This window comes from Halalkalicoccus subterraneus, assembly GCF_003697815.1.
Lineage (GTDB): Archaea > Halobacteriota > Halobacteria > Halobacteriales > Halalkalicoccaceae > Halalkalicoccus > Halalkalicoccus subterraneus.
In genome coordinates, this window is the sequence record NZ_RDQG01000016.1 from 33,298 (window position 1) to 45,254 (window position 11,957).

At 54.5% G+C, this 11,957-nt stretch carries 10 protein-coding genes and 1 pseudogene; 5 read left to right on the forward strand and 6 right to left on the reverse strand.

Going from position 1 to position 11,957, the window contains the following annotated elements:
* Positions 1-121: 121 nt before the first annotated feature.
* The gene (locus EAO80_RS04160; RefSeq protein WP_122088678.1) at positions 122-523 is read right to left on the reverse strand and encodes a universal stress protein; all 402 of its coding nucleotides are present in this window, start codon (positions 521-523) and stop codon (positions 122-124) included.
* Between the two features lie 847 nt (positions 524-1,370).
* Here EAO80_RS04160 and EAO80_RS04165 point away from each other — a divergent pair.
* Positions 1,371-2,300 carry a ParA family protein gene (locus EAO80_RS04165; protein ID WP_122088679.1) on the forward strand — a complete coding sequence of 310 codons (930 nt, stop codon included), beginning with the start codon at positions 1,371-1,373 and terminating at the stop codon, positions 2,298-2,300.
* Positions 2,300-2,713, forward strand: coding sequence for a hypothetical protein (locus EAO80_RS04170; protein ID WP_122088680.1), 414 nt, complete (start codon positions 2,300-2,302; stop codon positions 2,711-2,713). The genes EAO80_RS04165 and EAO80_RS04170 overlap by 1 nt, the downstream gene beginning before the upstream one ends.
* An 87-nt stretch (positions 2,714-2,800) precedes the next feature.
* On the opposite strand, the gene EAO80_RS04175 is transcribed toward EAO80_RS04170, so the two are convergent.
* Together EAO80_RS04175 and EAO80_RS04180 are read right to left on the reverse strand one after the other, a co-directional pair.
* Positions 2,801-3,310 (reverse strand): DNA-binding protein, encoded by a 510-nt coding sequence (locus EAO80_RS04175; protein ID WP_245998439.1) that lies wholly within the window; start codon positions 3,308-3,310, stop codon positions 2,801-2,803.
* Positions 3,303-3,998: a nucleotidyltransferase domain-containing protein gene (locus tag EAO80_RS04180; protein WP_245998440.1), complete on the reverse strand. Its 696-nt coding sequence runs from the start codon at positions 3,996-3,998 to the stop codon at positions 3,303-3,305. The genes EAO80_RS04175 and EAO80_RS04180 overlap by 8 nt, the downstream gene beginning before the upstream one ends.
* 610 nt (positions 3,999-4,608) lie before the next feature.
* On the opposite strand from EAO80_RS04180, the gene EAO80_RS04185 reads away from it, so the two are divergent.
* Positions 4,609-6,324 (forward strand): glycoside hydrolase family 13 protein, encoded by a 1,716-nt coding sequence (locus tag EAO80_RS04185; RefSeq protein WP_122088682.1) that lies wholly within the window; start codon positions 4,609-4,611, stop codon positions 6,322-6,324.
* Between the two features lie 282 nt (positions 6,325-6,606).
* On the opposite strand, the pseudogene EAO80_RS20195 reads toward EAO80_RS04185, so the two are convergent.
* A pseudogene (locus EAO80_RS20195) lies at positions 6,607-6,968 on the reverse strand (ISH3 family transposase); the annotation flags it as partial.
* 77 nt (positions 6,969-7,045) lie between these two features.
* On the opposite strand from EAO80_RS20195, the gene EAO80_RS04190 reads away from it, so the two are divergent.
* Both EAO80_RS04190 and EAO80_RS04195 read left to right on the forward strand, forming a co-directional pair.
* A complete protein-coding gene (locus EAO80_RS04190; protein WP_122088683.1) occupies positions 7,046-7,852 on the forward strand; it encodes an IclR family transcriptional regulator in 807 nt (268 codons plus the stop codon).
* Entirely contained in the window at positions 7,849-9,183 is a 1,335-nt protein-coding gene (locus EAO80_RS04195) for a sulfatase-like hydrolase/transferase (RefSeq protein ID WP_122088684.1), read from the forward strand. Before EAO80_RS04190 ends, EAO80_RS04195 begins: the two co-directional genes overlap by 4 nt.
* Before the next feature lie 154 nt (positions 9,184-9,337).
* On the opposite strand, the gene dgoD is transcribed toward EAO80_RS04195, so the two are convergent.
* Together dgoD and melA are read right to left on the reverse strand one after the other, a co-directional pair.
* Positions 9,338-10,492 (reverse strand): galactonate dehydratase, encoded by a 1,155-nt coding sequence (dgoD, locus tag EAO80_RS04200; RefSeq protein WP_122088685.1) that lies wholly within the window; start codon positions 10,490-10,492, stop codon positions 9,338-9,340.
* Entirely contained in the window at positions 10,489-11,796 is a 1,308-nt protein-coding gene (melA, locus tag EAO80_RS04205) for an alpha-glucosidase/alpha-galactosidase (RefSeq protein ID WP_122088686.1), read from the reverse strand. The genes dgoD and melA overlap by 4 nt, the downstream gene beginning before the upstream one ends.
* Positions 11,797-11,957: the final 161 nt, after the last annotated feature.

Below are 11,957 nucleotides of genomic sequence, written 5' to 3' on the forward strand. Positions count from 1 at the left end.
CTCACCTACGAGAATCACGAATTCGTATCTCATTGAAATTAATGTTGAGGAAAACGGCGAACTAGAAGAATTGAAACGTGCTATTGGTGATCGTCACTGGCGGTTGTTCGCTCGTAGAGTGTTAAGTATCTGAGTTCCCACCACAGACAAGTACGGGACGGTCAGTTCCTAAGATAACGTCCTGCGTGACGCTACCGAACAAGGCTTTGCCCGTGGGAGAACGTTTCCGTCCGCCGAGGCAGATGAGGTTGATATCATTGTTCTCGATATATCGAAGTATCATCTCGGACGGATCCCCGCTCGTCTCATCCATTGTCACGCGGCCGTCAATATCAGCTAATTCGTCTTCGGCCGTTCGTGCCGCTTTTATTTGACCGATCGACGCCCCGGATGTGTTGTTAGTGAACACGTGAAGGAGGATAATCTCTGTATCAACTCTCTGAGCTGACAATTGTTTAATTGTCTCGGCCTGCGTTCTGGCATGATCTACATTGTCGTCGATTGCTAGTAGGACTCGATACATATCTCCCTAATAAGGGTTCAACAGTAGCGCATATAAAACATTATTTAAAATAATTGAGTAAATAGGGATATCTATCGAGACTGTTTTGATATTTTGTTTATACGAATTTTACGGTCGATTTTATTAGGAAAATTTAAAATATGGATCAAGTGGGATTATGCCATTACAATGGGTGTTGGAATATAGTATGGAATTCAAACTTTCTGCCAGAGTTTTCTAAAAGAGATATTTCCATGTGAAGTAACTGCTGTTCTGAAACTGCAGCCAGCGTATTGAGATGATATTCTCTCCGCTGCCTGTAGACTAATCTGTCGGCACCATGAGAACGAGATAGTGGAAACACGCAGCAAAGAACACACTGTAGTAGACCTATTTGCCAAAGAATTCCATGGAATTACGTGCCGTCGCCTACAGAGGACACCTATCCATGGTTTCAATTCCAGATCGTCTGCAGGCGCTGATTACGGCTCGGCCGACCGAGATAGAGGGAAGAAGGTAGATTGAGATTCCCGAAGAGCTGGTCGAACACGCGACGGTCGATCCAGAAGCGGTCTATCAGGTCGCCGTACTTCCGGCAGAGACTGAGGACGCAGCAAACGACAGTCGCGACACAATGTTACCTGCTGATGCCTGTGACCAGTTCCTCGCAGTCTCTACTTTGACGCCGGTTTACATCATCGTTTGCTGGAAAGTTTTCTACTTAGAAATATATACAGTTTACCAGAAAGACATCCAGTAAACTCGCTAGCAAACTTTCCAGTAAACTCGCTGGAACGCCTACAAGCCAGCCAGTCAGACACATGTCTGACAAACCTTCAAGACAGCCCGCTCCGTGGACACATAGCAGATGACCCAAGCATTCGTCTGGTGGTCAGAATCAGGCGGCCCCGGCAAAACCACAAACACAATGCAAACCGCCGCCGCCATCGGCCGCGACGGCTACAACGTGCTCGCACTAGACCTTGATCCACAACGGGGCGCACTCACCCACTACGCCGGCTACGATCATCTTGACCACGACACACCCGACAAGACGGTTGAACCGACCGTCATGGACACCTTCTTCGGTGACACCAAACTCGAGGACATCATCGTCTCCACACCATACTTTGACCTTGTGCCCGGCCACGAAGACCTCTCAAACTTTGAATCCGCACTTAACAGTTCAGATCGCCGTGGCGTCGACGAATACTGGGTAATCCGCGAACAGCTCGAGCAACTCAGCGACCAGTACGACGTGTTCATCCTTGACGTCCAGGCCACATTGAACGATCTCGTGGACAACGCTATCATCGCCGCCCGCAACATCATGGTCCCAATCGAACTCACACCGAAAGGTGACGCCTCCCAACAAGGGCTAGAATCCACGGTCGATGCCATGGATTCCGGATTCTCCAAGATGGGCGTCGACATCGTGATCAAAGGCACCGTCCCCAGCCGCGTCGGGAACGCCAAAATCTTCGAACAGTACCGCGATTCCATGTCTGACCGTGGCGTCCCACTCAGTCCGTTCTCCATCCCAGAGCACTCCCTACTGCGGTACACGTGGGATCAGCAGATGGATCTCTTCTCCTTTATCGAGTCCAGTGAGACGCGTGACCTCCGCAGCTACGAGGAGCACGTTCCGCTCGCATTCAAGGTGATTGGCCGGTGGATGACTGGCGACTACACGTACGATGAAGCGGTTGCACAGTGGGATGCAGTCAAGGACATGGAAATGGGTGATGCCACGCCAGAGAAGCTGCTAGGCGACCGTAAACAGGAGGTGAACGCCTGATGGGCAAACAGGACCGGTACAATTTCGACGGCGCTGACGACTCGTTCGACACCGATACGTCCGCTTCCGCTGCCGACACGCGACCAGACGACTCCGAACCGGACACTGGATCAGAGACCGATACACCGTCTAATCCTGCAACCACCGAGCCGCAACACGAACCAGAACGACCTGCCACTATCCCACATCGGGTTCGGTATGATAGTCCCAAGGATGGGCGGAAGGCGAAAACATTCTACCTCGATACGGACGAGGATCTATCCCGGCTCCGAGAGCTGCAGTCACTGGCCGAAACCGAGTTTGAGGAAACCGTCCACCGACTGGACGTGTACTTGGCAGCGTTCCGCTCCGACCTCAGTGACGACAGCTTCCTGAACGAGATGCGACACATCGGGTACGGCTATTTCGATTAAGAATCAAACCCAGTCAGAATGACTATAGAGACGCTCTGTCGTGCCAAATACCTACCTCATTTGCGCGTTCTATACGGGACTCGATCGTCAGTCACAGAGACAGACGCCACCTTCCCGGATTTGACTCACCGAGAACTCGTGGACAGCGATCGCTAATTCAGTCATTGCCTCCGCTTGCTCTGCTGTCGGTCGGCTCCCTCCGTAGTAACTCTCAGTCCGATTGTCGCTATAGAGTGCTTTCATCGCTTCTGCGGTATCTCTCTCGAACAGTCCGATCTGGTGTGCGCGGTCGTAACTGAACTGGTGATCCTGGAAGTCTTGGAGTGTATCATCCGTCATTGAGAGCGCATACGCCTCGATCGAGCGTTCGATAGCCCCAAAACAGAGCTCGATGACGGCAATATAATACCCGTCCTGTAGTTGGATTATTTCGATGACTTCGAGGAGCCGGCATGCTTTTGTCAACTGTGTCTTCCAGTCTGTATCGGCACTAATCCCTTTCTCGAACTCTGTCCGACCTCGTCCAACCATCTCGAAGGCATCCTGAGCACGTTCAAGTGCGGTGAGAATAGCGTTCGGATCTGAACCACTACTCATCGTCGCCTCCTTCCTCCAACAGGAGGTTTTCGACGGTTTCGAAGTCACTCGTTTTGTAGATCGGGATTCCCGAGACGACAATCTCCCGGATATCCTCAGTGTAAGTTGGAATTGCTTGGACAGCCTCGACGTCAATATCATATGCATACCGGTCTCCATCGAACGACACCTCCTTGAGATCACGAGCAACAGCGTTCGCTTCCCGTTGACCTTCAGCCCGTCCAGATCGAGTAAGCACCCAGAGATCGATATCACTTCGTCGGTCAGCCTCCCCTCGGGCCACACTCCCATAGAGGACAACACCAACTACGTCACTGATTTTCTCGCGAAGCTCTTCTACCGCCGCTTTTACGGGACGGTGGTATTCTGGTTGCGGGATCCGGAGAATTGGATCGTCTGGGATAGTGAGCCGATCGCGGTTTATCTGAACGAGTCGCTGGTTGCTCTCCGGTGATTCAACGACCAGTCCATTCGAACCGAGGACATTCACCGCTCGTCGCACAGACTGGTGTGAATGACCAGTCTGACTTGCGATCTCTCGAAGCGAAAAGCCGCCAAACCGGTGGTTGGTTAAAAAGAGGAGCACATCGCTGGTTGCTTTGTGCTTGAATAGATCCGGATCGCGAGTTGGTATAGAGAGCGAAATAGAAGATCCGAGATGACTCCTAGTTTTCGTCTCGTGGTTCATATGCCGTGTTACGGACCACTAGTATAAGAACTTTATACGTAATCGGCTTGTTGCTTAAGTTCTCAGTAGAGGTTGACGGTAACGTAGTCAGAGCGAGGAGAGGCATCCATTAGCTGCAGGCTAGCCAGCTCGGCCACGGTCTCGTTCGCGAACGACGAGCCCGAGAGTCGAATGTGGCGCTATCGGCATCTACCTGAGTCGTCGCCTTTGGCTTTCACTTCGAGAAACTGCGTAAGCCCATCGTGAAGCGATGGAGAGCCTTCTGTAACGTGTGAACCCTGGGGGTTGGGGTCTGGCATGGGGTTGGATGAGTTGAGGGCGTGAGGGTTGGCAAATCTACTTATGACTTGTGACTTAATCAAAAGTGGACCACGAATCAGCTGAATCGGCTATATTCCATAGACACGGTGCTGTTACTGCGAGGATAGCAATTTATAAACTCTATAGTACTACATGAAACTGAACCATTTGGAAGTTGAGACTACAGGGGTTTAGCGTAGCTGTGATGCGTGGTCTTGAGCTGACTGAGGGAACGGATCTCCGAGCATGCCACGGTTCACGTAGTGCTATATTAATAAACTATAAATATAGTAAATTATTATCAGTCGGTATGCGTACAACTGCACCGATAGATGAAGGAGAACTAGACCGCCAGTGGTGGAAAGAGGCGATCGTTTACCAGATCTATCCGCGGAGCTTCAACGACTCAGACGGTGACGGGGTGGGCGACATCCAGGGGATCGTCGAGAAGGTCGACTATCTCGACTCGCTGGGGATCGACGTCGTCTGGCTCTGTCCGGTCTATGACTCGCCGAACGCCGACAACGGCTACGACATTGCCGACTACCGCTCGGTCCACCCTGAATTTGGAACGATAGACGACTGGGAGATACTCCTCGAAGAGCTCCACGCGCAGGACATGCGCCTGATTATGGATCTCGTGATCAACCACACCTCCGATGAACACGAGTGGTTCGAGCGTTCCCGCCAGTGCGAGGGGAGATACGAAGACTACTACCACTGGCGCGACGGTAGCCCCGATGAGCCGCCGAACAACTGGACCTCCGTCTTCGGCGGGCCGGCATGGACCTACGACGATGAGCGCAGGGAGTGGTACCTCCACCTCTTCGACAAGAAACAGCCCGACCTGAACTGGCGCAACCGCGACGTTCGTGCAGACATCACGGAGATGATCACGTGGTGGCTTGAGAAGGGTATCGACGGCTTCCGGATGGACGCCATCGACTTTCTCTCGAAGGCCGAAGGGCTCCCCGATGGCGATCCGAGTTCCTCGCTCGTGGGCTCCGAACACTATATCCAGGGCCCGCAGATCCACGAGCACTTGCGGGAACTGTATAATGCGACATTCTCGAACTACGACGTGATGCTCGTCGGCGAGATGGGCCAGACGAACATCGAAGAGGTCGCCGCCCACCTTGGCGAGGACGGTGACGGGCTGGACATGGTGTTCCAGTTCGACCACATGGGCGTCGACGCGGGCTCCAGCGGCCAGTGGGACCTTGACGAGTGGGGCGAGTGGGACCTCCGGGAGTTCAAGCAGATCATCACCCGGGCGCAGAACGAGCTCGAGGACGGTGGCTGGAACGCACTGTTCATGGGGAACCACGACCTGCCGCGGATCGTCTCGCGATTCGGCGACGACGCCGACTACCGGGCGGAGAGCGCGAAACTCGTTGCTACCTTCCTGTTGACGATGCGTGGGACGCCGTACGTCTACCAGGGTCAGGAGATCGGCATGACGAACGCCGACTTCCGGACCTTGGAGGAAGTCGACGACACTATGACCGTCGGGAAGGTCGATGAATTCCTGGCGGCGGGCGTCGTCGACTCCTACGAGGAAGTGCGCGACCTCGTGAACTACTGGAGCCGGGATCACTCACGGACGCCGATGCAGTGGTCCGGGGCGGAACACGCCGGTTTCACCACTGGCAATCCGTGGCTCGCAGTCAACGCGAACCACTCCGAGATCAACGTCGAATCGGCGCTCGACGACGAAAGCTCGGTCTGGCACCACTACCAGGATCTGATCGACCTTAGGGACGACAGGGACGCGCTGGTCTACGGTGAATACGACCTCCTAATCCCCGACGACGAGCAGCTCTACGCCTACACGCGTACGCTTGACGACGAAACGTGGCTGGTCGTCCTCAACTGGTCTGACCGGCCAAAGGCCTTTGATGGCTCCATCGAGACCGACGACATGGAGGCAGTGATCGGCAACTACGATGATGCTCAGGCCGATCCCGCTTGTACTGAGTTCCGGCCCTACGAGGCGGTTGTCTACCGGATCGGAGTCGGCTCATAAACCGGCAGCCGGGTGCAGGAGTCGCCCCGCTTTTCGCGTTGGTCATGGAAAACGGAGTATCGGTACTTTCCGACTCGATCTCAAAGCCGCGCTGCGTGCTGCGGTTGATGTGGCATCTCTCGTTATGAGGACGACTTCAGGAACCACCTGAATTCATAGCTAGAGATTACGACTGGAGAGGGCGAAATCACGCTGTCACTTGCGGAAGTCGTAACCCATCTGGTCTCAGCCCGCGGCTGGCGCGTACAATGCTGGCACACATATGCCGCTTGTCTCGATCTCTCAGCGCCGCTCTAACCCTTCCTTCAGTATATACCTGATTCACCCACAGAACACCGTGAACGTAAACTCCTTGGGCAGGTCTCGTCCGCTCCTCGCAGCACCAGCCACAGATTCTTTAGCAAGAACTCGACCAGCACGATCGCAAATCGGATGATCGGACCCTGTGCCGTTGTTATCGCTCGCACCTAGCGAAACACCCCGTAATTCGTCTCGATGGCCGAGCATTTCTGATAGAGCTGTTCGACTTGTTTGGGCGTGCGATCTCCAAGATCGCACGTCACGTACCCTCGGATGACCTCGCGGTGTTTACCTCGGTCTCTGGCATGATAGGAGACACTCACGAGCAGGAACTGAAGGCTTCGGCCTCTCTATGAATTAGTAATGATGAATATTTTCATAAAGCATGAAAATATATGTGGCAAGCGACGAACGATAGATTATGGCCCAAACTCCCAACTGGGACCCACCGAATACAAACACTCCGACAGCAAAAACGACCGTCACCAGCTTTCGTGTAATTGAAGCCCTACTGCAGCACAAAACGTCAGGCGTAAGTGAATTAGCTGCTGAGGTTGATCTTGCGAAAGGAACGGTTCACAAACATCTCAATACTCTTAGACAACTTGGATACGTCGTTAAAGACGGAACGACTTATCGATTGAGCCTCTCTTTTCTCCGAATCGGTACCACTATTCGGGCAGCAATCCCCTTGTATTCTATTTCACAGGCACCGCTTGAATCTCTTGCAGAGGCAACTAGTGAAGTAGCAAGTATTGTAGTACCCGAAAACGACTGGGGGATATATCTCAGTCGCGTTCAAACGGACGAAGAGAGAGTGCTAAGTATCCAAGAAGGGGAACGTATCCCTCTCCATGCTACAGCTGGGGGGAAAGCGATCCTCGCATATATGTCCGAAGCGGAACGGGACCGCATACTCGAGGAACGCGGTCTTCCCGCTATTACGGACAAAACCATCACTGACGCCGAGAAACTGAAAAAGGAACTCCAGTATATCTACGACAAGAGGAGCGCAACCGATCGGGGCGAACATCGGATCGATCGCCACTGTATTGCTACTCCGATCGTCGATACAGATGGTCGGGCAATGGGGGCTGTAACTCTCTCAGGGCCTGCCGAGAGAATGGCACAGAAAGTCGAAGAGTACGATATTCCATCCATTGTGAGTAGCACGGCGAACAATATTCAGACGCAGTTCTCACGGTCCGTGAATTCGGCACAACAATGAGCGAGAAACCGAACGTATTGGCCGTAGTTACGGACCAACAGCGCTGGGACAGTCTGGGCCTCTACGGCTGTCCCCATGACCTGACACCTAACCTTGATGCGATTGGCGAGAGGGGGACAGTGATTGAAGAGGCGATAACACCCCAGCCGACGTGCAGCCCCTATCGTGCTACATTCCATACAGGCAAGTACGCGACTGAAACGGGTGTTTGGCGAGAATCTCAACCACTGCCCGAGGACGAGCGGACGCTAGCAGACGTATTTGGAGACGCCGGATACGATGTTGGATTCGTTGGTAATTGGCATCTCGGCGGATCATTTGCCGATCCTGTTCCCGAGCAACAACGGGGCGGATACGACGATTTCTGGCTCGCTGCGGATATTCCCGAGTTCACCACTGCTCCCTATGAGGGCCGCCTCTTCAATGGGGAAGGCGATCCATTCGAGTTCAACGAGTACCGCGTTGATGCGTTCACCCGATTCGCGAAGACCGCGATCGAGTCGCTCACTGAGCCGTTCTTCCTCGTTGTATCGTATCTAGAGCCCCATGATCAGAACGATCAGTGGACCTTCGTTGCTCCGGAAGACTATGCGGATCGATATCGAAACCACCCGTATGTTCCACCGGATCTCTCGAATCGACCTGGAGTATGGTATCAGGAGCTCCCTGACTACTACGGTATCGTCCGACGCATCGACGAGTGTATCGGGAAACTAGTTGACTACCTCAAAGACGAGCGGTTGTACGGGGATACCGTCTTTGCCTATACTTCTGATCACGGGTGTCACTTCCGGACCAGACCGGGCGAGTTCAAGCGTAGCCCGCACGATTCGGCCGTCAGGGTTCCGCTTCTGTTCTCTGGACCTGATTTTGACAGGAACGAGCGAATTCGGAAAACCACGAGTACTATTGATATAGCCCCCACACTTCTCGATGCCGCAGATATCGATCCACCTGATAGGATGCATGGCGCGAGTCTCTTACCGGTCATCAGAGGCGACGAGCTTGACCGTGACGGCGAGGCATTCGTTCAGATCAGTGAATCACAGATCGGCCGGGCGATTAGAACTGACGGCTGGTTGTACGCCGTGGCTGCCCCCTCACTCACCGGCTGGCGAGGCGGGGACGGCCAGGCATCCAGCGAATTATACGTTGAACGGTACCTATATGACCTCAAGCGAGACCCCCATCAATCGACCAATCTTGTGGGCCGACCGGATTACCGGCCAATAGCCGACGATCTCCGGGCGCGACTTCGAAATTATCTTTCAGACGTCGAAACTGTCGAACCCGATATCGAATCCCAGGACAGGGGGTACTACGAGTACTGAGTGCGTGAGATACAGCGTTCACAAATTATGAACAGAATACCGAGACCCTATAATCGAATTACACACATACAAATGTAACACCGTCTTACTTCTGACTTGCCTGTTCACATTATATGAACAAATTCCCCTTTTCGAGAGATCGAGCGTTTTGCTACTACCACTCTGCGACGCTGCCGTCGTCATGGCGCCAGACGGGGTTGTGCCAGTTGACCGTTTTCTCGGCTTGGCGTTCGATGTACTCCTCGTTGAGCTCGATCCCCAAACCAGGGCCAGTAGGAATCTCGATGTATCCTTCATCGTACTCGAAGACTCCTGAGTCGACCAAGTAATCGAGGACATCGCCACCTCGATTGTAGTGGATGTCGAGGCTTTGTTCTTGGATCAGTGCGTTCGGCGAACAGGCGTCGACTTGGACGCATGACGCTAGTGCGATCGGGCCTAGCGGACAGTGCGGTGCCAGTGCCACGTCGTAGGCCTCAGCCATGTCCGCGATCTTCTTGACCTCGGTGATCCCGCCGGCGTGCGAGAGGTCCGGCTGAATGACGTCGACACTACCGTCCTCGAAGACCTCCTTGAAGTCCCACCGTGAGAACATCCGCTCGCCCGTGGCAATCGGGATCGATGTGTGGGCGGCGATCGCCGGCAGAGCGTCGTTGTGCTCGGGAAGGACGGGCTCCTCGATGAACATCGGCTCGTAGGGCTCGAGGGCCTCGGCGAGCCGTTTGGCCATCGGCTTGGTGACCCGTCCGTGAAAGTCGACCCCAATGTCGACCTCGGGGCCGACCGCCTCGCGGACTTCCCCGAGGCGCTCTTCGGCCTCCCGGACGGCAGCGGATGTGTCCACCCGCCGAAGCTCGCTGGTCGCGTTCATCTTCAGACCGGTGAAGCCCTCCGAGACCTTCTCGGCCGCTGCTTCGCCGACCTCGCTAGGGCGATCGCCGCCGATCCACTGATACACTCTAATCCGGTCGCGCGCCCGCCCACCGAGCAGTTCGTAGACCGGCGCGCCGAAGCGCTTACCCTTAACGTCCCAGAGTGCTTGATCGATCCCGGCAATCGCGCTCATCAATACCGGTCCGCCACGATAGAAACCGCCACGGTACATCGTCTGCCAGTGATTCTCGATCTGTGCGGGGTCCTCGCCAATGAGGTAGTTGTCGAGCAGCTCCTCGACCGCTGCACGGACGGTCTTCGCCCGTCCCTCGACAACGGGCTCGCCCCAACCCACCAGTCCGTCGCTCGTTTCAAGGCGGAGAAATAGCCAGCGCGGCGGTACCTCGTATAAGTTGTAATCGGCGATTTCGCTCATGCAAGCTCGGGGAGGTATTCCCGATTGGCTTCGATCAGTTCTTCGGTCATCTTGTGGGCCTCGTCAAGCGTCAACTCTGCAGCCGTCAGCGGGTCGAGCTTAACTGCCTGTTGGATTGCTTCGCGATCGTTCTCCAAGGCACCCTTGACTGTGAGCTGCTGGACCGTGATGTTCGTTCGATTCAAGCCCGCGAGCTGTGGGGGAAGCCTCCCGATACTACATGGACGAATCCCTGTCGCATCGACCAGACACGGAACCTCGACGCAGGCCTCTGTGGGGAGGTTCTGTATTGCGTCTGTCTCGTTGCTGACGTTGAGGTTGAACCGGCGGGTCGTGTCGGTCTCCAGTGAGTGGATAATTCGGGATGCGTATTCCTCGGAGCGTTCGATCTCTAGTTCTTCGAGATCGATGTCGTGTTCGGGCTGGTCCCGCTGATCAGATCGTTCTTTCCACCCCTCGAGATACGTTGCTGTTGGCATGCGCTCGGCGTAATCGGTGCCGGTCAGCCGTTCGATCTCTGCAGGATCTGTTCGGAAGTACGGGTGATACTCACTGTTGTGGTGACTCGATTCGGTAACGAATGCCCCGAAATGCTTCAGGAGGTCGAATCGAACCGTATCCCGACGATAGATCTCCTCGTCGTCGATTGACGCCTTCAGACGGGGATAGAGGTCTTCGCCATCGTGCTCGCAGGTGAGAAACCACGCCATGTGGTTGATACCTGCGACCCAGTAGTCAAGTTCGTCTTCGGGAACATCGACGTAGTCAGCGATCGCCTCCGCCGTGTGGGGAACGCTATGACAGAGCCCGACCGTTTCGACCTCGGTCGCCTCAAACAGGGTCCAACAGATGATCGCCATCGGGTTAGTGTAGTTTAATAATAGAGCATCCGGGCAGAGCTCCTCCATATCTCGGGCGAGGTCGAGCATTGTCGGAATCGTCCGCAACCCACGGAAGACGCCGCCAGGTCCGAGGGTGTCACCGATGGCCTGTTTGACACCGTACTTCTCAGGAATGCGAATCTCATTCTCGAAGGGTTCGGTACCGCCGACGTTGATCATGTTTAGCACGTAGTCCGCATCGTCGAGTGCCTGTCGCCGGTCGGTCGTCGATTCTATCGTCGCGTCGACGTCGCCGTTTTCGACCATCGCTTCGGCTACCTCGGTTGTCTTCGCGAGACGTCCTTCGTCGATATCCATCAGCCTAATTGTGCTGTCCGCCAGCTCTGGGAACGAAAGGATGTCTCCGATTAGCTTTCGAGCAAACACCATGCTACCGGCCCCGATAAACGATATTCTGACCATACACTCTCCATGGCATGTTCCCTGATATAAATTTACTGCCTTGTAGGTATCATTATAGTTACTACTTTGAAAGTATACATAGCGCGATAATAACTCGCCATTTCACTGAATAGGGTCTGATGCCCCGTTACTACCCGTCTAAGCGAACGTTCTTAGCCGGA